Origin of the sequence: Pseudomonas fluorescens (genome assembly GCF_902497625.1) — a bacterium.
GTDB classification, from domain to species: domain Bacteria; phylum Pseudomonadota; class Gammaproteobacteria; order Pseudomonadales; family Pseudomonadaceae; genus Aquipseudomonas; species Aquipseudomonas fluorescens_BQ.
The window spans coordinates 111260-132632 of record NZ_CABVGX010000006.1; the positions used below are offsets into that span (position 1 = coordinate 111260).

Here is a 21373-nt window from a genome sequence, read left to right on the forward strand (position 1 = left end):
TTCGGCAGCTGCTACAGGGGCTGAGTAACCCAGAAATAACAATCCACAGAGGTTGAATCATGGCTGTTAACACCGATCGTGCAGGCAACAAACCGTTGATCGAAAAGCGTTCGATCGACTACATCCCGGAAGCGGAGAGACACGGTCGTCTGTTGAGCCAGTTCACCCTGTGGCTGGGTGCCAACCTGCAAATCACCGCGATTGTCACCGGGGCCCTGGCCGTGGTGCTGGGCGGTGATGTGTTCTGGTCGTTGATCGGTTTGCTGATCGGCCAACTGATCGGGGGCGGGGTGATGGCGTTACATGCGGCGCAAGGGCCGAAGCTGGGTCTGCCGCAGATGATTTCCAGCCGGGTACAGTTCGGCGTTTATGGCGCGGCGATCCCGATCGTACTGGTTTGCTTGATGTACCTTGGTTTCACCGCCACGGGAACGGTGCTTTCCGGGCAGGCGCTGGGTCAGTTGTTTGGCGTCAGCGACAGCGTCGGTATCCTGATATTCGCCAGTGTCATCGTGCTGGTCACAGTGCTCGGTTATCGGGTGATCCACTGGATCGGCCGTGTCGCCAGCGTTATCGGTGTGATTGCGTTTGTTTACCTGTTCTACCGTTTGATGAGCCAAACGGACGTGGGCGCCCTACTGCAAATCCGCCATTTCAGCTGGAGCAGTTTTCTGCTGGCGGTGTCGCTCGCGGCTTCCTGGCAGATCGCGTTCGGCCCGTACGTGGCTGACTATTCACGCTATCTGCCAAGCAGCACATCTTCGGTGAAAACCTTCTTCGCCGCCGGCGCCGGTTCGGTGATTGGCGCACAAGTGGCGATGATTCTGGGCGTGTTTGCCGCCGCTTCGGCCGATGGGCAGTTCGCCGGCCATGAAGTGGCCTACATTGTGGGCCTGGGCGGTACCGGTGCCACCGCTGCGTTGCTGTACTTCAGCATCGCATTCGGCAAGGTCACCATTTCTACGCTGAACTCCTATGGCAGCTTCATGTGCATCGCGACCATCATCAGCGGTTTTCGTGGTCACCTGCAGGTGTCGCGCTTGCAACGGTTGGTGTTCGTGCTGGTCATAGTGGGTGCTGCGACCTTGATCGCGCTGCTCGGCCAGCATTCGTTCCTGGGTGCGTTCAAGTCCTTCATCCTGTTCCTGCTGGCGTTCTTTACGCCATGGAGCGCGATCAACCTGGTGGACTACTACTGCATCACCCGCGAACGTTACGACGTGCCGGCGCTGGCCGATCCGAATGGCCGCTACGGCCGCTGGAACGCCCTGGGTATCAGCATCTATGTGTTCGGTGTACTGGTGCAGCTGCCGTTCATCGCCACCAAGTTCTATACCGGTCCGCTGGTGGAAGCCATGGGCGGGGTGGATATTTCCTGGATCATCGGTCTGGTGCTTCCCGCCGCCCTGTATTACCTGTGCGCAAAAAAATGGCACGGTTCGGTGCCCGATCATCTGATTCTGCCGGTCGAGCAGGACAGCGTTGCACAACCTGAAACAAGAGTGGCCGGTGGCGCTGCGGCGCAGGCCTGATTGGGACGTGGACAGGGCTGGATGCCTCTTGACTGCCGTAAGCCAATTCATGATTAGGAGCGTCACGACAATGAAATCCAACAAGACCCTGCTGACCGCATTGCTTGCCGTGGGCGTGCTGACCGGTGCCGGCGCGACTCAGGCGGCTGGCTGGTGCGAATCGGGCAAACCGGTGAAGTTCGCCGGCCTGAACTGGGAAAGCGGCATGCTGCTGACCGACGTGCTGCAAATCGTTCTGGAGAAAGGCTACGACTGCAAGACCGACAGCCTGCCGGGCAACTCCATCACCATGGAAAACGCCCTGAGCAGCAACGACATTCAGGTGTTCGCCGAAGAATGGGTTGGACGCAGCGAGGTCTGGAACAAGGCCGAGAAGGCCGGCAAGGTCGTGGGTGTCGGCGCGCCCGTCACTGGCGCGATCGAAGGCTGGTATGTGCCGCGCTACGTCATCGAAGGTGATGCCAGCCGCAAGCTGGAAGCCAAGGCCCCCGACCTGAAAAACATTGCTGACCTGGGCAAATACGCAGCAGTCTTCAAGGATCAGGAAGAGCCGTCCAAAGGCCGTTTCTACAACTGCCCTGCCGGCTGGACCTGTGAGCTGGACAACAGCGAAATGCTCAAGAGCTACGGTCTGGAAAGCACCTACACCAACTTCCGTCCAGGCACCGGCCCGGCGCTGGATGCGGCGGTGCTGTCGAGCTACAAACGTGGCGAGCCGATCCTGTTTTACTACTGGTCGCCGACGCCGCTGATGGGCCAGGTCGACCTGGTCAAACTCGAAGAAAAGCCGGGCGTGGACAAGAGCGTGACCATCAAGGTCGGCCTGTCCAAAACGTTCCACGACGAAGCCCCGGAACTGGTCGCCGTGCTTGAGAAAGTCAACCTGCCGATCGACTTGCTCAACCAGAATCTCGGGCGCATGGCCAAGGAGCGGATCGCTTCGCCGAAACTGGCGAAAATCTTCCTCAAGGAACATCCTGAAGTCTGGCATGCATGGGTGAGTGAAGACGCAGCCAAAAAGATCGACGCTGCGCTTTGATAACTACTGCGTGCTGGGAGCCTACGGCTCTACGCGAGGCAATACTGCGTTGAAAGCTGACTCGAAATGCTCATTGACTAAAGTCAACTCCGCTTTCTCGCCTGCTTTCGCCCTGTCTTGCCTTCGCTCGCAACGTTTTCAAACAGCTTGTTTATAAGGGCAAAAGCTTTCCAGCATCTTTGCGGTGCTGAAAGCCCTGGATTGAGAGTCTCCTATGTTTCCCGAAAGCTTTACCTTTTCCATCGCCGACTGGGTCAACAGTTGGGTCGATTCGCTGGTCACCAATTACGGCGATGTGTTTCGCAGCATCTCCGACACGTTGCTCTGGGCCATCGTCAATCTCGAAGGTCTGCTACGTGCAGCACCGTGGTGGCTGATGCTGGCGATCGTGGCCGGCGTGGCCTGGCACGCGACCCGCAAGGTAGTGACCACGGCTGTCATCGTCGGTCTGTTGTTTCTGGTGGGTGCGGTCGGCCTCTGGGACAAACTGATGCAGACGCTGGCGCTGATGATGGTGGCGACGGTCATTTCGGTGCTGATCGGCATCCCGTTGGGCATCCTGTCCGCACGCAGCAATCGCCTGCGTTCGGTGCTGATGCCGTTGCTCGACATCATGCAGACCATGCCGAGTTTCGTGTACCTGATCCCGGTGCTGATGCTGTTTGGCCTGGGCAAGGTGCCGGCGATTTTCGCCACGGTCATTTACGCTGCGCCACCGTTGATCCGTCTGACCGATCTGGGCATTCGTCAGGTCGACGGCGAGGTGATGGAAGCGATCAACGCGTTCGGAGCCAATCGCTGGCAACAGCTGTTCGGCGTGCAACTGCCGCTAGCCCTGCCGAGCATTATGGCCGGGATCAACCAGACCACCATGATGGCCCTGTCGATGGTCGTCATCGCTTCGATGATCGGTGCCCGTGGTCTGGGCGAAGATGTGTTGGTGGGCATTCAGACGTTGAACGTCGGGCGTGGCCTCGAGGCCGGTCTGGCGATCGTGATTCTGGCCGTGGTGATCGACCGCATCACTCAAGCTTATGGTCGGCCGCGGCATGAGGTGAGCAAATGAGCAACGAAGCCATCAGCAAGATCGAAGTCAAAAACGTCTTCAAGATTTTCGGCAACCGTTACAAGGAGGCGCTGGCCATGGTCGGCCAGGGCAAAACCAAGGACCAGGTGCTTGCTGAAACCGGCTGCGTGGTCGGCGTTAACGACTTGTCGTTGAGCATCGGCACTGGCGAAATCTTCGTGATCATGGGGCTGTCCGGCTCGGGCAAATCCACCTTGGTGCGCCACTTCAATCGCCTGATCGATCCTACCAGCGGCGCGATCCTTGTGGATGGCGTGGATATCCTGCAGTACGACATGGAAGCCCTGCGTGAATTTCGCCGGCACAAGATCAGCATGGTGTTTCAGAGCTTCGGTTTGCTGCCGCACAAGACTGTGCTGGACAACGTCGCCTACGGCTTGAAAGTGCGCGGCGAGAGCAAGCAGATGTGCAGCGAACGCGCTTCGCACTGGATCAACACGGTTGGCCTGAAGGGATACGAAAACAAATACCCGCACCAGCTCTCGGGCGGCATGCGCCAGCGTGTCGGACTGGCCCGGGCCTTGGCGGCCGACACCGACATCATTCTGATGGACGAAGCCTTCAGCGCCCTCGACCCGCTGATCCGCGCGGAAATGCAGGACCAGTTGCTGGAGCTGCAAAAGACCCTGCACAAGACCATCGTCTTCATCACTCATGACCTCGACGAAGCGGTGCGGATTGGTAACCGCATCGCGATCCTCAAGGACGGGCGCCTGATTCAGGTCGGGACGCCGCGCGAGATCCTGCACTCGCCGGCGGATGAATATGTGGACCGGTTCGTCCAGCGGCGTGCGGCGGTGGTTTAACTGGTTTGCGGGTGGTGAAACCTATTGTGGCGAGGGGGCTTGCCCCCGTTGGGCTGCGCAGCAGCGCCAAAAACCTGCGAGCGCTTCGCGCTCGAACGGGGGCAAGCCCCCTCACCACAGGGTTAATTGATCGACAGAATGGTTCATTGATCGACAGAATTTTTGTAAGAGGCACCAGATGTCCCAGGCCGAATTCGCCGACGGATGAGTAGGTGGACCGGTTCGTGCCCCGGCGGGCGGCGTTGGTTTAACAGATTTGCGGGTGGTTCAAAAACAGATTTGCGGGTGGTGAAACCTATTGTGGCGAGGGGGATTGCCCCCGTTGGGCTGCGCAGCAGCCCCAAAAAACCTGCGAGCGCTTGCGCTCGAACGGGGGCAAGCCCCCTCACCACAGGGTTCATTGATCGACAGAATGGTTCATTGATCAACAGAATTTTATAAGAGGCACCAGATGTCCCAGGCTGAATTCGCCGGCGGATGAATATGTGGACCGGTTCGTCCAGCGGCGGGCGGCGGTGGTTTAACAGATTTGCGGGTGGTGAAACCTATTGTGGCGAGGGGGCTTGCCCCCGTTGGGCTGCGCAGCAGCCCCAAAAAACCTGCGAGCGCTTGCGCTCGAACGGGGGCAAGCCCCCTCACCACAGGGTTCATTGATCGACAGAATGGTTCATTGATCAACAGAATTTTATAAGAGGCACCAGATGTCCCAGGCTGAAAAAATCGTTATCACCGACACCCCTCTGCGTTGGCAGGAGGTGGTCGCCGTCGCCCGTCATGGCGCTCAACTTGAGCTGTCGAACGACACCTGGGCGCGCATTGACAACGCCCAGGCCATCGTCCAGCGCATCGTCATCAGCGGCGAACGAGCTTATGGCGTCAATACCGGTCTGGGCGGGTTGTCCAACGTTTCGCTCAAAGACCAACAACTCAGCCAGTTGTCCCGCAACACCTTGCTCAGTCATGCTTGTGGCGTCGGCGCGCCTTTGGCCGACGAGCAGACACGCGCCATCATCTGTGCCGCAATCCGTAATTACAGCCACGGCAAATCCGGCATTCACCGGCGCGTCGTCGAGGCCTTGCTGGCGCTGCTCAACCGCGGCATCACCCCGCAAGTGCCGGCGCAAGGTTCGGTGGGTTACCTGACGCACATGGCGCACATCGGCATTGCGCTGCTGGGCGTCGGCAATGTCAGCTATCGCGGCCGGATCATTTCTGCCCAACAGGCGTTGCGCGAAGAAGGGCTGCCAACGGTCCAGCTCGGCGCCAAAGACGGGTTGTGCCTGGTCAACGGCACGCCGTGCATGAGCGGCCTGAGCTGTCTGGCGATTGCTGATGCAACCAACTTACTGCAGTGGGCCGATGTAATTGGCGCCATGAGCTTCGAAGCCCAGCGCGGCCAGATCGCCGCGTTCGACGCCGAGATCATCGCGCTCAAACCGCATCCGGGCATGCAACAGGTGGGCGTCAATCTGCGCGCGTTGCTTGATGGTAGCGAAGTGATCGCGGCGAGCAAAGGCATTCGCACCCAGGATGCGCTGAGCATTCGCTCGATTCCACAGGTACACGGCGCGGCTCGCGATCAGCTTGAACACGCGAAAAAGCAGATCGAAACCGAACTCAACTCGGTCACCGATAACCCGATGTTGCTGGGCACGCCGGATAATTTCCGCATCGTCTCCCAAGCCAACCCACACGGTCAGTCGGTCGCGCTGGCGGCGGATTTACTGGCCATCGCGATGGCGGAAATCGGCTCGATCGCCGAGCGTCGACTCGATCGTTTGATCAACCCGCACGTCAGCGGTTTGCCGGCGTTTCTGGTGGCCAATCCGGGGGTGAACTCGGGGATGATGATTGTCCAGTACGTCGCCGCGTCACTGTGCGCGGAGAACCGGCAATTGGCGCAACCGGCGGTGCTCGACAACTACGTTACCTCGGGCCTGCAGGAAGACCATCTAAGCATGGGCACCAACGCCGCGCTGAAGCTGCATCGCGCGCTGGAAAACTGCACGCAGATCCTCGCCATCGAATATCTGCTAGCGGCCCAGGCCTTTGAATTTCTCAAGGACCAGCGCTTCGGCGCCGGCACCGATGCCGCATGGCGGCTGCTGCGCGAACGGGTGCCGGCGTACGATCAGGACCGTTGGCTGGCGCCGGACATCGCCGCTGCCGCGAGTGTCCTTAAAGACCCGGCTCTGCTGCATCAGGCTTTACCGAACCTGCACTGACGACGACCTCACACCAGCGTGCCAAGGCGCCAGCCCCCCACAAGGCGGGAAGCGACGGACAACGGACTTTTCCGGAGCGTCTGGTGAGTTAACAAGCACTCTCAAAAGGAGAATAAAAGTGACTGCGCTTAACCTGATTCCCGGCCAATTGAGCCTTGCCCAACTGCGTGAGATTTATCAACAACCGGTTCGGATCACCCTCGACGACAGCGCCTCGGCGCAGATCGAGGCCAGCGTGGCCTGCGTCGAGCAAATCCTCGCCGAGAACCGCACCGCGTATGGCATCAACACCGGTTTCGGCCTGCTCGCCTCGACCCGGATCGCCAGTGAAGACCTGGAAAACCTGCAGCGGTCGCTGGTGTTGTCCCATGCCGCCGGGGTCGGCGAGCCGATCAGCGATGCCTTGGTGCGACTGGTCATGGTGCTCAAGGTCAACAGCCTGAGCCGGGGCTTTTCCGGCATTCGTCGGGTAGTCATCGATGCCCTGATCGCGCTGATCAATGCCGAAGTGTATCCGCACATTCCGCTAAAAGGATCGGTCGGCGCCTCCGGCGATCTCGCTCCGTTGGCGCACATGTCGCTGGTGTTGCTGGGCGAAGGCAAGGCTCGCTACAAGGGCGAATGGCTGGAGGCCACCGAGGCGCTGAAAGTCGCCGGTCTGGTGCCGTTGACCCTGGCGGCGAAAGAAGGCCTGGCGCTGCTCAACGGCACGCAGGTGTCCACCGCTTATGCTTTGCGTGGCCTGTTTGAAGGCGAAGACCTGTTCGCCGGCGCCGTGGCGCTGGGTGCCTTGACCGTCGAAGCGGTATTGGGCTCGCGTTCGCCGTTCGATGCACGCATCCATGCCGCCCGCGGCCAGAAAGGCCAGATCGACGCGGCTGCCGCTTATCGCGAGCTGCTCGGCGAGCGCAGTGAAGTCTCCGAATCGCACAAAAATTGCGACAAGGTTCAGGACCCCTATTCCCTGCGTTGCCAGCCCCAAGTCATGGGCGCCTGCCTGACCCAGTTCCGCCAGGCCGCGGAGGTGCTCGCGGTTGAAGCCAACGCAGTGTCGGATAACCCGTTGGTGTTTGCCGCTGAAGGCGACGTGATTTCCGGTGGCAACTTCCACGCCGAACCGGTGGCGATGGCGGCGGACAACATGGCTTTGGCGATTGCAGAAATTGCCTCGCTGAGCGAGCGCCGTATCTCGTTGATGATGGACAAGCACATGTCGCAACTGCCGCCGTTCCTGGTGGCCAATGGCGGGGTCAACTCCGGTTTCATGATCGCCCAGGTCACGGCGGCAGCGCTGGCCAGCGAGAACAAGGCGTTGTCGCATCCGCATTCGGTGGACAGCCTGCCGACGTCGGCGAACCAGGAAGACCACGTGTCCATGGCCCCGGCAGCGGGCAAGCGCTTGTGGGAAATGGCCGAAAACACCCGTGGCGTGCTGGCGGTGGAATGGCTGGCGGCGTGTCAGGGACTGGATTTGCGTGAAGGTTTGAAGACCTCGGCGAAGCTGGAAAAAGCCCGGGCGATTCTGCGTGCGGAAGTGCCGTTTTATGAGAAGGACCGGTTTTTTGCGCCGGACATCAATGCGGCGACCGAGCTGTTGGCGACGCGTTGTTTGAATGACCTGGTGTCGGTGAAGTTGTTGCCGAGCCTGTAAGGGCCCCATCGCGGGCAAGCCCGGCTCCCACAGGGATTGTGTGGACACTGCAAAACCGGTGTGGGGCTGAAGCCATCGCGAGCAGGCTCGCTCCCACAGGGATTGTGTGAACGCTGCAGATCCAGTGGGAGCGAGCCTGCTCGCGAATCGATTTTGAACAAGACGAGGAACCCGGGATGAAAACCCTATGGCACAACTGCCACGTCGCGACCATGGCGCAAGGCGTCTACTCGATTATCGAGGACGCGGCGATCGTGACGTCCGGTGCGCACATCGAGTGGCTCGGCCCCCAGGCTGAACTGCCGCCGGGAGACTATTCGGCCACCACCGACTTGAACGGCGCCTGGGTCACCCCAGGCCTGATCGACTGCCACACGCACACGGTGTTCGGCGGTAACCGCAGCGGTGAATTCGAGCAGCGTCTGCAAGGTGTTAGCTACGCGGACATCGCCGCTGCCGGCGGCGGCATCGCCAGCACCGTCCGCGCCACCCGCGCCGCGTCCGAGGATGACTTGTTCGCCAGTGCCGCCAGGCGCCTGAAGAGTCTGATGCGCGATGGGGTGACCACCATCGAAATGAAATCCGGTTACGGCCTCGACCTGGCCAGTGAACGGAAAATCCTCCGGGTCATCCGCCGTCTCGGCGCCGAACTGCCGGTCAGCGTGCGCAGCACCTGTCTCGCCGCCCACGCGATGCCGCCGGAATACGTGGATCGGGCTGATGACTACATCGACCACATTTGCACGCACATGCTGCCGGCGCTGGCCGCCGAAGGCCTGGTGGATGCGGTCGATGCGTTTTGCGAATACCTGGCGTTTTCGCCCGCGCAGGTCGAGCGCGTGTTTATCGCCGCCAAACAACTGGGCCTGCCGGTGAAGCTGCATGCCGAGCAATTGTCCTCGCTCAACGGTTCCAGCCTGGCGGCGCGCTACCACGCACTGTCGGCCGATCACCTGGAGTTCATGACCGAAGATGACGCCATCGCCATGGCTGCTTCCGGCACCGTCGCTGTGTTGCTACCTGGTGCGTTCTACTTCCTGCGCGAAACACAATTGCCGCCGATAGAAGCCTTGCGCAAACACGGGGTGAAAATCGCCATCGCCAGCGACCTGAATCCAGGCACCTCACCGGGACTGTCGTTGCGCCTGATGCTGAACATGGCTTGCACCTGTTTCCGCATGACCCCGGAAGAAGCGCTGGCGGGCGCGACGATTCACGCCGCCACCGCGTTGGGAATGGCCGACACCCATGGTTCGCTGGAAGTTGGCAAAGTCGCGGATTTCGTCGCCTGGCAAATTGATCGTCCCGCCGACCTGTCGTATTGGCTGGGCGGCGATCTGGAAAAACGCGTCGTGCGCCACGGCGTCGAAACGAGTCTGTAGGAGAGCAGTTGTGGATAAGGTTCTGAATTTCAAACAAGGCCGTGTGCCGCTGTTGATCAGCATGCCCCACGCCGGTCTGCGCCTGACACCGGCCGTCGAGGCCGGCCTGATCGGTGATGCGAAAAGCCTGCCGGACACCGACTGGCATATCCCCAAGCTGTATGAATTCGCCGATGAGCTTGGCGCCAGTACACTGGCTGCCGAATATTCGCGATTCGTTATCGACCTCAACCGTCCATCTGACGACAAACCGTTATATGCCGGCGCTACCACTGGCTTATACCCGGCAACGCTGTTCGACGGCATTGCATTGTTTCACGAGGGCAAGGAACCGTCAGCAGCGGAGCGGGCAAGTTATCTGGAGAAGATCTGGACGCCCTACCACAGTACGTTGCAGCGCGAGTTGGCGCGGCTGAAAGCCGAGTTCGGCTACGCGCTGCTGTTCGATGCGCATTCGATCCGCTCGATCATCCCGCACTTGTTTGACGGCAAACTGCCGGACTTCAACCTTGGAACCTTCAATGGCGCCAGTTGCGATCCGCAGTTGGCCGCTCAGCTGGAAGCGATTTGCGCGCAGCATGCCGAGTACAGCCATGTGCTGAACGGCCGCTTCAAGGGCGGTCACATCACCCGCCACTACGGCAACCCGGCCGACCACATTCATGCGGTGCAGCTGGAATTGTGTCAGAGCACGTACATGGAAGAGTTCGAGCCGTTCCGCCATCGGCCGGATCTGGCAGAGCCGACTCAGGTTGTCCTCCGGGAACTGCTGCAAGGGCTGTTGGCGTGGGGCGAACAACGCTACAACGCCTGACCCGACCCCGACCCCGGAGCTGTCGAGAGAAACGAGGCTGCGATCTTTTGATCCTGAATAAATCCAAAGATCGCAGCCTCGTTTCACTCGACAGCTCCTACGACGTCATCAGGTCAGGTTAAACGTCGCTCATGAGGCGCCTGCCATTGCCGGGGCATGCTCATTCACGTCAATCGGGTTTATGATGCCGAACGGCAGAATAATAGAAGTCCCCCCAGGGATGACCTCGACCCCTTACGGAGCGCGCAATGCAGACTTTGTACCCGCAGATCAAACCCTACGCCCGGCATGATCTGGCTGTCGATGAAACCCACACGCTGTACGTTGACGAAAGCGGCTCTCCGGAAGGATTGCCGGTGGTGTTTATCCACGGCGGTCCCGGTGCCGGGTGTGATGCCCAGAGTCGCTGTTATTTTGATCCCAATCTTTATCGCATTGTCACCTTCGACCAGCGCGGTTGCGGTCGCTCGACGCCCCATGCGAGCCTGGAGAACAACACCACCTGGGACCTGGTCGCAGACCTTGAGCGAATCCGCCAACACCTGGGTATCGACAAATGGGTGCTATTCGGCGGTTCGTGGGGCTCGACCCTGGCACTGGCCTACGCGCAAACCCATCCAGAGCGGGTACACGGTCTGATTCTTCGCGGGATTTTTCTCTGCCGTCCGCAGGAAATCGAGTGGTTCTACCAGGCGGGCGCCAGTCGTCTGTTCCCCGATTACTGGCAGGACTACATCGCGCCGATTCCGCTGGACGAGCGCGACGATTTGCTCTCGGCGTTCCACAAGCGATTGATCGGCAACGATCAGATCGCGCAAATGCACGCAGCGAAAGCCTGGTCCATGTGGGAAGGCCGCACGGCAACCCTGCGCCCGAACCCCTTGGTGGTTGATCGTTTCTCCGAGCCGCAGCGTGCGTTGTCCATCGCCCGCATCGAATGTCACTACTTCAGCAACAACGCTTTCCTCGAACCCAACCAGCTGATTCGCGACATGGGCAAGATCGCCCATCTGCCGGGCGTGATCGTCCACGGTCGCTATGACGTGATCTGCCCCCTCGATAACGCCTGGGAGCTCCATCAGAACTGGCCGAACAGCGAACTGCAGGTCATCCGCGATGCCGGCCACGCGGCCTCCGAACCGGGCATTACCGACGCGTTGGTGCGTGCTGCCAACCAGATGGCGCGGCGCCTGCTCGACCTTTCTCCCGACGAAGCATGAAAGGCCTTCTGCAACGGGTGAGTGCCGCTCGGGTCGAGGTCGCGGGCGAGGTGATCGGCGCCGTCGATCAAGGGCTGCTGGTATTGGTCGCGGTGGAGCCGGCAGACACTCCGGCCAGCGCCGACAAACTTCTGCATAAGCTGCTTAACTATCGTGTGTTCAGTGACGCCGAGGGCAAGATGAATCTGTCCCTGGCGGATGTCGGCGGAGGGCTCCTGCTGGTCTCTCAGTTCACCTTGGCCGCCGACACCAAAAGCGGGCTGCGGCCGGGTTTCTCAACGGCTGCCCCTCCGGCCTTGGGCGAGGAGTTGTTCGACTATCTATTAAGCCAAGCGAAACAGGTGCATGGCACTGTGGCATCAGGTAGATTCGGCGCGGATATGCAGGTGCATCTGGTCAATGACGGCCCGGTCACCTTCCTGTTGCAGACGTGAAAGCGCTTGAAACAACTTTTTAAGCGCTTATCGCCTGAAAACAGGGGTTTTTCGCGAAAAATACTTGCTGGCGCCTGATGCGTTGTAACGCGGCCTGCTAGATAATCGCGCGCTACGGGGATCGGCGTTCGTTGGTCCGTTTTTGACTTAGGTAGAGACTTGTCCTGGGCCTGTTGGGGAATCATTTTGCCCCATGGGAGTCGGAACAATGCTCGCCAACTTGGCAAGAGTCGCTGGCAAGGCCGGTTTTTTGAACCGCTAACCATGCTGGCACTTTAACTGGCCGTTGGTTTTTTGATCTGTTTTCGGCGAGGGTTGCTCGTGATTGTTAGTCCCTGTAATGCACCAAAATTGACTGCCAAACGGTTCCGAAGCGCTCTGGTAGCGGGCTCTGCTCTGCTCTGCCTGCTCAGCGCCGGACAGCTTTGGGCATTCAATCTGGAGGATGTGTCGGTCAAGGCAAAAGAGCTGGCCGGGCAGAAGTACGAAGCCCCGCGCAGTAATCTGCCAAACGAATTCCGTGAAATGAAATTCGCGGACTATCAGAAAATTCGTTTCCGCACTGAAAAAGCTGAATGGGCCGATCAGAAAACCCCGTTCAAGCTGTCGTTCTATCACCAGGGTATGCATTTCGATACACCGGTAAAAATCAACGAAATCACCGCCAACAACGTTCAGGAAATCAAATACGACCCTACTCGTTTTGATTTCGGCGATGTTCAGTTCGATCCGAAAGCCACCGAGCAACTGGGTTATGCCGGTTTCCGTGTGCTTTACCCGATCAACAAGGCTGACAAGCAAGACGAAATCATGACCATGCTCGGCGCGAGTTATTTCCGCGTTGTCGGCAAGGGGCACACCTATGGTCTGTCCGCTCGCGGTATGGCCATCGATACCGCGTTGCCGTCCGGCGAAGAGTTTCCGCGTTTCACCGAATTCTGGATTCAACAACCGAAGCCGGGCGACAAGCACCTGGTGATTTTCGCGCTGCTGGATTCGCCCCGCGCTACCGGCGCCTATCGCCTGACCCTGCGTCCTGGCAGCGACACCGTTGTCGACGTCAAGGCTCGCATGTTCCTGCGTGACAAGGTCACCAAGCTTGGCGTCGCGCCGCTGACCAGCATGTTCCTGTTCGGCGCCAACCAGCCGTCCAAGGTGCTCAACTATCGTCGCGAGCTGCACGACTCCAGCGGTCTGTCGATTCATGCCGGCAACGGTGAGTGGATCTGGCGTCCTCTGAACAACCCGAAACATCTCTCCGTCAGCAACTTCTCCATCGAGAACCCGCGTGGTTTTGGTTTGCTGCAGCGTGGCCGTGACTTCAGCCACTACGAAGACCTTGATGACCGCTACGACAAGCGTCCAAGTGCCTGGATCGAACCGAAAGGCGATTGGGGCAAGGGCTCTGTAGATCTGGTGGAAATTCCGACCGCCGACGAAACCAACGACAACATCGTTGCTTTCTGGAGCCCCGAAAAGCTGCCTGAGCCAGGCCAGCCGCTCGACGTTGCCTACCGCATGCACTGGACCATTGACGAAGCTGCGCTGCACGCTCCGGACAGCGCCTGGGTGAAACAGACCCTGCGTTCCACCGGTGACGTCAAACAATCGAATCTGATCCGTCAGCCGGACGGCAGCGTTGCTTATCTGGTCGACTTCGAAGGCCCGTCGCTGCTGGCGCTGCCGGAAGACACCGACGTGCGTAGTCAGGTCAGCGTTGGCGATAACGCCGAACTGGTCGAGAACAGCGTTCGTTACAACCCGGACACCAAAGGCTGGCGCCTGACGCTGCGCATGAAGATCAAGGACCCGGGCAAGGCCACCGAGATGCGTGCTGCACTGGTCAAGAACATTGTCACGGCCGACCTGGCCAAGACCCTGCCGACCTCCAATTCCTCCGTTGCCAAAGCCGACAAGGTCGCTGCCAGGCAGCAGGAGAAAGAGGACAAGGAAGCCAAGCTGGCCGAGGCCAAGCTCGCCGAAGCCAAACAGGCCGAAGCCAAGCCGGTCGCCACTACCAAGGAACAGGACAACAAAGACGCCAAGCAGCCAGTCGCTGCCGAAGCGGCCCCAGCCACACCGGAATCGGCACCGACTGAAGAAGTCCTGACCGAGACCTGGAGCTACCAGTTGCCTGCCGATGAGTAATTCTCAAGTACAGCCAGAGACTCTTGCCGAGTATCTGGCGCATTTACCGATGACCGATGAGCAGCGCGCGGAACTCGCGGGCTGCCAGTCGTTCAGTGAACTGCACCAGCGTCTGTCGTCCTCGACGTTCGACGCGCCGGCCGAGGCTGCTCAAGCTTCGGTCGGCAAACGCCTGACGTTGAACACTGCTGAAGAACTCGAAGAAGCGGAAATGCTGGCGATGGATGCCAGCGGTCGCGTGGTCCTCAAGGCCACGCCGCCGATTCGGCGGACCAAAGTCGTGCCGGAGCCGTGGCGCACCAATATCCTGGTGCGTGGCTGGCGCCGTCTGACCGGTCGCACCAATCCGCCGCCACTGCCTAAAGATGAGAACGTGCTGCCGGCGGCCCGCTGGCGTACGGTTGGTTCGATCCGTCGCTATATCCTGCTGGTCCTGATGCTGGGCCAGACCATCGTCGCCGGTTGGTACATGAAAGGCATCATGCCGTATCAAGGCTGGTCGTTCGTGAGCCTTGACGAAATCCTGCATCAGCCGTTCCTGCAGACCGTTACGCAAGTGCTGCCATATGCACTGCAAACCAGCATCCTGATTCTGTTCGGAATTCTGTTTTGTTGGGTATCGGCCGGTTTCTGGACGGCGCTGATGGGCTTTCTCGAATTGCTCACCGGTCACGATAAATACCGCATTTCCGGTAAAAGTGCCGGTAACGAGCCGATTCCCAAGGACGCACGCACCGCACTGGTGATGCCGATCTGCAACGAAGACGTGCCACGGGTGTTCGCAGGTTTGCGGGCGACTTTCGAGTCTGTCGCGGCCACGGGCAACCTGGATCGCTTCGACTTTTTCGTCCTCAGCGACAGTAACGATGCCGACATCTGCGTTGCCGAACAGCAGGCGTGGCTGGATGTCTGCCGAGAGGCCAAAGGCTTCGGCAAGATCTTCTATCGTCGCCGTCGCCGTCGCGTCAAACGCAAGAGCGGTAACCTCGACGACTTCTGCCGTCGCTGGGGCGGCGACTACAAATACATGGTCGTACTCGACGCCGACTCGGTGATGAGCGGCGATTGCCTGTCCAGTCTGGTGCGCTTGATGGAAGCCACGCCGGACGCCGGGATCATCCAGACCGCGCCGCGTGCGTCGGGCATGGATACGCTGTACGCACGCATGCAGCAATTCGCGACTCGCGTATACGGCCCGCTGTTCACAGCCGGTTTGCACTTCTGGCAGCTGGGCGAATCGCACTACTGGGGCCACAACGCGATCATCCGCATGAAGCCGTTTATCGAGCACTGCGCTCTGGCGCCGTTGCCCGGCAAAGGTGCGTTTGCCGGTGCGATCCTGTCTCACGATTTCGTCGAAGCTGCGCTGATGCGCCGTGCAGGTTGGGGCGTGTGGATTGCTTATGACTTGCCAGGCAGCTACGAAGAACTACCGCCGAACCTGCTGGACGAACTCAAGCGTGACCGTCGCTGGTGCCATGGCAACCTGATGAACTTCCGCCTGTTCCTGGTCAAAGGCATGCACCCGGTGCACCGTGCGGTGTTCCTGACCGGCGTGATGTCGTACCTGTCGGCACCCTTGTGGTTCTTCTTCCTCGTGTTGTCGACGGCGCTGCTGGCGGTGAACACGCTGATGGAGCCGCAATACTTTCTCGAGCCGCGCCAGCTTTATCCGCTGTGGCCGCAATGGCATCCTGACAAGGCTATCGCACTGTTCTCGACGACCATCGTGCTGCTGTTCCTGCCGAAGTTGTTGAGCATCATCCTGATATGGGCCAAGGGCGCGAAAGAGTTCGGCGGCAAGTTCAAAGTGACGCTGTCGATGCTGCTGGAGATGCTGTTCTCCATGCTGCTGGCGCCGGTGCGCATGATCTTCCATACCCGTTTCGTACTTGCCGCGTTCCTCGGCTGGGCCGCAACCTGGAACTCGCCACAGCGTGACGACGACTCGACGCCATGGAGCGAAGCGGTCAAACGCCACGGTCCGCAAACGTTGCTGGGTTTTTTCTGGGCGCTGCTGGTGATCTGGCTGAACCCAAGTTTCCTGTGGTGGCTGGTGCCGATCGTCGGTTCGCTGATGTTGTCGATTCCGGTCTCGGTGATTTCCAGCCGCGTCGGTTTAGGCCTCAAGTCCCGTGACGAGAGCCTGTTCCTGATCCCCGAGGAATACAACCCGACACAGGCACTGCTCGACACTGACAAGTACACGCACGAAAACCGCTATCACGCGTTGAAAGACGGTTTTATCCGCTCGGTCGTCGATCCTCAGCAGAACGCTCTGGCGTGCTCGCTGGCGACATCCCGTCACCGTGAAGCCGAGCCGATTGAATGGCTGCGGATTGAACGGGTTCGCCACGCCTTGAAAGTCGGACCTGATGGGCTGACCAATAATGAGCGTGTGCAATTGTTGAGTGATCCGGTGGCATTGGGTCGTCTGCATGAGCAGATCTGGAATGAAGGTCAACCTGAATGGCTCGAAGCCTGGCGTAGGTCGGTAAATGCCGACCCTCATGCGCCGTTGCTGCCGCTCAAACCGTTGAGTGCTCAGCCTCAGTTGGCTTGATAAGAATGAAAAAACCCCGCGAAAGCGGGGTTTTTTTTGCCTGATTATCCTTGAGTCACTTCAAATCTTGAATCTGCCCACCAGTGTCTGCAAGTGCGTCCCCAGCCGCGCGAGCTCAATGCTGGAGGCCGCCGTCTCTTCACTGGCAGCTGAGGTCTGTTCGGACACATCACGCACATTCAGGACGCTACGGTTGATCTCTTCAGCTACCGCGCTCTGCTGTTCGGCCGCTGCCGCAATCTGCTGGTTCATCGACTGAATCGCCGACACCGTGCGCGTGATGTTTTCCAATGAGCCGCCGGCGCGACGGGTCAGCTCGACGCTGCTGTCGGTCAGGGTGCGGCTGTTGTCCATGATGGCCGCCACTTGCTGGGTGCCGGTTTGCAGGCCGACGATGAGTTCTTCGATTTCCTCCGTGGATTTCTGCGTGCGCTGGGCGAGGCTGCGGACTTCGTCAGCAACCACCGCAAAACCGCGTCCGGCCTCACCGGCCCGGGCGGCTTCAATTGCCGCGTTGAGCGCCAGCAGGTTGGTCTGCTGAGCCACGGATTTGATCACGTCGAGGACGCTGCCAATCTTGTCGCTCTCGCGTTTAAGATGCCCCATGGCTTCGGTGGAATTACCGACCTCAAGCGCCAGGCGCTCGATTTGAGCGATGGCTTCACCCACCACCTTGTCACCCTCGCGGGCTTGTTGATCAGCAGCGACAGCCGCTTCGGACGCTTCTTCGGCGTTGCGCGCGACTTCCTGCACAGTGGCAGTCATTTCATTCATGGCAGTCGCCACCTGATCGGTCTCGATCTTCTGGCTATTGACCCCTGCACTGGTCTGCTCGGTCACGGCTGACAACTCTTCGGCAGCGCTGGCGATCTGGGTGACGCCCTCGCCGATCCCGCTGATCAGCACGCGCAGGCCTTGCGTCATGCTCTGGATTGCGCGCTGCAACTGGCCTAGTTCATCACGGCGTTGCGACGTAAGATTGTGGGTCAAATCACCGGCCGCGATGCGTTCAGCGACCTTGAGCGTCTCATTCAGCGGGGTGACGATCTGGCGAGTGATGAACCAGGCTGCCAACAGGCTGATCACCAGCGCCAGAGCAGTCGCCAACATCAACATGTTCTTGGCGTGAGCCGCATCGGTATCACGGACGACGGTCTGTGAAGTCGTGAGTTTCGTGCTGGCATCGATCAGGATGTCGCCTTGCGCGCTCATGCTTTTGAGGGCGCCCGCAGTAGTGGTCTGCGAGTCGCGGAACTGGCTGACGGCGGCGCGATAGGTCTTAAACGATTCGCCGGCCTGTTGCAGGTTGGCAGCGTGCTCCTCGGGAAGACTGGTCGCCAGGCTGCTGAAAGTTTTCAGCGCAGTATCGATGGCGTCCAGGGCCGGTTGTTCAGCGTCAGCCCGGGCGCTATAGGTGTAGCCACGGACCTGGTAGCGCGCTTGCTGCAGCTGTTTGCTCAGGTCGACGACACTATTGAACTGCGCAATGTTGTCGCCTTGCAGCATCGATTTCTCGATATCCGCGACCTTCGCCACGGCATTATCGGCATTAGCCCCGAGCTTGCTGCGGGCGTCTTCACGCTGCGCGCCGGCCTGGACCATAGTACCGAACGCACGCTTGTATTCAGTGACTGCAGCCAGTTGCTGGTCGATCAGTGCAATGTCGGCGGGTTGTTCGATCAGTGTGCGCGCTGTTTTCAGTCCGCTGTCGAGTTTGCCCAGCAACCCATTCACCGCTTCCGGACCTTGTTCGCCACGGCGCATTTCATAGGCCTGGCGGGCGATGCGCAGCTCTTTACTGAGGTCATTGAGGCTGGAGATAAAGCCCAATTTGTCCCCGCGATTCATCACCTCGCTCAGGCCGGTCCAGCCGGTGAAAGTGATCAATAGCGTCAGCAGCAGCACCAGACCGAAGCCGATCCCCAGTTTGCGATTAACGCTGACGTTTCCCAGTTTCTCGGCTAGCCATCCGTACATTGCTGCAACTCCCACAGACCACAAGTTGGTGTTTATGGGAGCTTTATCGGCCCATAGGCGGGATTCTGTAGAAAGTACCCGGACTTCACGACGGACGTCATCCTGGTAGCAGCTGGCGCAGCCTGCGTCCGGCGGCGCAGCAGTCGTCTAACCCTGAGTGCAATTTCCCTGAATCCCTACAGAGTTGGACAAACGGCTGCTGCGCGGTCGGGCGCACGCTGCGCCAGCTGCTACAGGTACTGAGACGGTCAGAAAAGGCGGGCGAGTAACGCCGTGACGGCGGTTTCCACGCGCAGGATGCGCTCACCCAGTTGCACCGGCTGCAGACCGGATTTGCCCAGCAGGTCGATCTCGTAAGGAATCCAGCCGCCTTCGGGACCGATGGCGAGGGTCACAGGCTCGTCCAGGCCGCGCGGGCAGGGCGGATAACTGCCAGGATGGCCGACCAACCCGAGCGTGCCCCCAGCAATCGCCGGCAGACGATCCTCAACGAAGGGTTTGAAGCGCTTTTCGATGACGATTTCCGGCAGGACGCTGTCCCGCGCCTGTTCAAGACCAAGCACCAACTGCTCGCGAATTGCCTCGGGCTCCAGGAAAGGCGTCTGCCAGAAGCTCTTCTCGACGCGATAGCTGTTCACCAGCACGATGCGCGGCACTCCCATGGCCGCGACCGTCTGAAACACCCTGCGCAGCATTTTCGGGCGGGGCAGGGCCAGCACCAGGGTCAACGGCAGCTTGGCAGGGGGCGATTGATCAAGCGTAACGCGCAACTCGGCTTCATCGGCGGCCAGGCGCAGCACTTCAGCCGAGCCCATCAAGCCGCCAATGCGTCCGACGCGCATGTTGTCACCGACTTCGCAGCGATGTACGTCCTGCATGTGCGTAAACCGCCGATCACGCAGGATCACCCGGTCGGCCGCAATGAAATCGGCCTCTTCGATCAGCAGCAGGTTCACGCTTGAGTCGCTGGCGGCTGGTCGTTGGGATCGTCGACCGGCTGATCGTCAGGATGATCACCGCGTTTGCTGATCAGACTGCTAAACAGGATGCCGATCTCGAACAGCATCCACATCGGCACTGCCAGCAGCGTCTGCGAGAAGATGTCCGGCGGCGTCAGAATCATGCCGACCACGAAGCAGCCGATGATCACGTAGGGGCGGATCTTCTTCAGGTAGGCGACATTGACCACGCCGATCCACACCAGCAAGACCACGGCCACCGGAATTTCGAAGGCCACGCCGAAGGCGAAGAAAAGCGTCATGACGAAATCGAGGTAGCTGGCGATGTCGGTCATCATTTCCACGCCGGCCGGGGTGGCAGCGGCGAAGAACTGGAAGATCAAGGGGAACACCAGGAAATAGGCGAAAGCCATGCCGGTGTAAAACAGCAGAATGCTGGACACCAGCAGCGGTACCGCAATGCGCTTTTCATGCTTGTAGAGCCCCGGCGCGATGAAGCCCCATATCTGGTGCAGGATCACCGGGATCGCGAGGAACAGCGAGACCATCATGGTCAGCTTCAACGGCGTGAGGAATGGGGACGACACATCGGTGGCAATCATCGTCGCGCCAGTGGGCAGGTACTGGCGCAATGGCGTGGAGACGAACGTGTAGATCTGCTGGGTGAAAGCGAACAGCCCGGCGAAGATGATGAAGATCGCCGCTACGCAGCGCAGCAGTCGGGTACGCAGCTCGGTGAGGTGCGACACCAGCGGCATGTGCTGGTCGTTTTCAGGAAGATCGCTCATGGGGCTCGCGGCGGCAAAGGAGTGTCATTAGGCGCCGGGGTAACGGGCGCGATGGAGGGCGCCATCGGCGCGGATTCGACGGCGGTCACTACGGGCGCCGTCGCAGGCGCAGGGTCAACGGCTGGCGCGTGAATGGTCTGCGGTGCCACGGGCTCGACCGGTGGAACCGGCGTAGGCTCCTGCTGAGTCGGGGTGAAAATCTTCCTCGCTTCCTGCTCCAGCGACAGAATGTGCTCGTTGTGCAGCTGCCGACGGATCTCGTCGGCACCGATTTCACGCTCAACTTCCTGTTTGATCGCGTTGAAGCTGCGCTTCAGACGACCGACCCACAAGCCGGCTGTGCGCGCAGCACCCGGCAGACGCTCGGGGCCCAATACCAGCAGGGCGACGAGGCCGACGAGTAGCAGTTCAGAGAAGCTGATACCAAACATTAGTCAGTGCTCACACGTCTTTGCGGGTTGGCTCTTCGACTTTTTGCGCCTGCACGTCGATGGTGTGCGGCGGGTTCACCGGCTGGGCAGCCTGAGGGTGAACAGGCTGGGCAGGCGGCACCGGCTGCGCCGGGGTCACGGTAGGATCGGCCGGTTTTTCATCATCGTTCATGGCTTTGCGAAAGCCCTTGATCGACTCGCCGACGTCAGTACCGAGGTTTTTCAGTTTTTTGGTGCCGAACACCAGCACGACCACAACCAGGATGACGATCCAGTGTTTCCAGTCAAAAATGCCCATGGTGCTGCTCCTCTCAAAT

17 protein-coding genes are annotated in these 21373 nt (G+C 59.9%); 12 read left to right on the forward strand and 5 right to left on the reverse strand.

All coding sequences use genetic code 11. The features are described 5' to 3' along the window. Window positions 1–59 precede the first annotated feature (59 nt). The 12 genes from F8N12_RS05785 (at window position 60) to mdoH (ending at window position 16901) form a co-directional block, all read left to right on the forward strand. Window positions 60–1532: a purine-cytosine permease family protein gene (locus tag F8N12_RS05785; RefSeq protein ID WP_150579587.1), complete on the forward strand. Its 1473-nt coding sequence runs from the start codon at window positions 60–62 to the stop codon at window positions 1530–1532. Window positions 1533–1602: 70 nt separating this feature from the next. Further along, entirely contained in the window at window positions 1603–2571 is a 969-nt protein-coding gene (locus F8N12_RS05790) for an ABC transporter substrate-binding protein (protein WP_150579588.1), read from the forward strand. Window positions 2572–2785: 214 nt separating this feature from the next. Next, window positions 2786–3637: an ABC transporter permease gene (locus F8N12_RS05800; RefSeq protein ID WP_074872803.1), complete on the forward strand. Its 852-nt coding sequence runs from the start codon at window positions 2786–2788 to the stop codon at window positions 3635–3637. Next, complete coding sequence (locus tag F8N12_RS05805; protein ID WP_150579590.1) at window positions 3634–4464, forward strand: quaternary amine ABC transporter ATP-binding protein; 831 nt, start codon at window positions 3634–3636, stop codon at window positions 4462–4464. The genes F8N12_RS05800 and F8N12_RS05805 overlap by 4 nt, the downstream gene beginning before the upstream one ends. A 701-nt stretch (window positions 4465–5165) precedes the next feature. Continuing rightward, a complete protein-coding gene (locus F8N12_RS05825) occupies window positions 5166–6689 on the forward strand; it encodes an HAL/PAL/TAL family ammonia-lyase (RefSeq protein WP_150579594.1) in 1524 nt (507 codons plus the stop codon). 118 nt (window positions 6690–6807) lie between these two features. Continuing rightward, entirely contained in the window at window positions 6808–8340 is a 1533-nt protein-coding gene (gene hutH, locus F8N12_RS05830) for a histidine ammonia-lyase (protein WP_150579595.1), read from the forward strand. A 176-nt stretch (window positions 8341–8516) separates the two neighbouring features. Further along, window positions 8517–9722, forward strand: coding sequence for an imidazolonepropionase (gene hutI / locus F8N12_RS05835; RefSeq protein WP_150579596.1), 1206 nt, complete (start codon window positions 8517–8519; stop codon window positions 9720–9722). Window positions 9723–9732: 10 nt separating this feature from the next. Further along, window positions 9733–10536, forward strand: coding sequence for an N-formylglutamate deformylase (hutG, locus tag F8N12_RS05840; protein WP_150579597.1), 804 nt, complete (start codon window positions 9733–9735; stop codon window positions 10534–10536). Window positions 10537–10784: 248 nt separating this feature from the next. Then, complete coding sequence (gene pip, locus F8N12_RS05845; protein ID WP_150579598.1) at window positions 10785–11756, forward strand: prolyl aminopeptidase; 972 nt, start codon at window positions 10785–10787, stop codon at window positions 11754–11756. Continuing rightward, on the forward strand, window positions 11753–12190 hold the full coding sequence (dtd, locus tag F8N12_RS05850; RefSeq protein ID WP_150579599.1) for a D-aminoacyl-tRNA deacylase: 438 nt from the start codon (window positions 11753–11755) through the stop codon (window positions 12188–12190). Before pip ends, dtd begins: the two co-directional genes overlap by 4 nt. Before the next feature lie 321 nt (window positions 12191–12511). Beyond that, window positions 12512–14338: a glucan biosynthesis protein G gene (locus F8N12_RS05855; protein WP_150579600.1), complete on the forward strand. Its 1827-nt coding sequence runs from the start codon at window positions 12512–12514 to the stop codon at window positions 14336–14338. Then, on the forward strand, window positions 14331–16901 hold the full coding sequence (mdoH, locus tag F8N12_RS05860; RefSeq protein WP_150579601.1) for a glucans biosynthesis glucosyltransferase MdoH: 2571 nt from the start codon (window positions 14331–14333) through the stop codon (window positions 16899–16901). Before F8N12_RS05855 ends, mdoH begins: the two co-directional genes overlap by 8 nt. 60 nt (window positions 16902–16961) lie before the next feature. Here the strand turns inward: mdoH and F8N12_RS05865 are convergent, their stop codons facing one another. From F8N12_RS05865 to F8N12_RS05885, 5 genes are all read right to left on the reverse strand, one after another. Next, window positions 16962–18878 carry a methyl-accepting chemotaxis protein gene (locus F8N12_RS05865; protein WP_150579602.1) on the reverse strand — a complete coding sequence of 639 codons (1917 nt, stop codon included), beginning with the start codon at window positions 18876–18878 and terminating at the stop codon, window positions 16962–16964. 248 nt (window positions 18879–19126) lie between these two features. Beyond that, window positions 19127–19834, reverse strand: coding sequence for a 16S rRNA (uracil(1498)-N(3))-methyltransferase (locus tag F8N12_RS05870; RefSeq protein ID WP_150579603.1), 708 nt, complete (start codon window positions 19832–19834; stop codon window positions 19127–19129). Next, window positions 19831–20625: a twin-arginine translocase subunit TatC gene (gene tatC, locus F8N12_RS05875; protein WP_150579604.1), complete on the reverse strand. Its 795-nt coding sequence runs from the start codon at window positions 20623–20625 to the stop codon at window positions 19831–19833. Before tatC ends, F8N12_RS05870 begins: the two co-directional genes overlap by 4 nt. Then, window positions 20622–21056, reverse strand: a complete 435-nt coding sequence (gene tatB / locus F8N12_RS05880) for a Sec-independent protein translocase protein TatB (protein WP_150579605.1) — start codon at window positions 21054–21056, stop codon at window positions 20622–20624. The genes tatC and tatB overlap by 4 nt, the downstream gene beginning before the upstream one ends. A gap of 10 nt (window positions 21057–21066) precedes the next feature. Then, complete coding sequence (locus F8N12_RS05885) at window positions 21067–21354, reverse strand: twin-arginine translocase TatA/TatE family subunit (RefSeq protein WP_028621770.1); 288 nt, start codon at window positions 21352–21354, stop codon at window positions 21067–21069. Window positions 21355–21373: the final 19 nt, after the last annotated feature.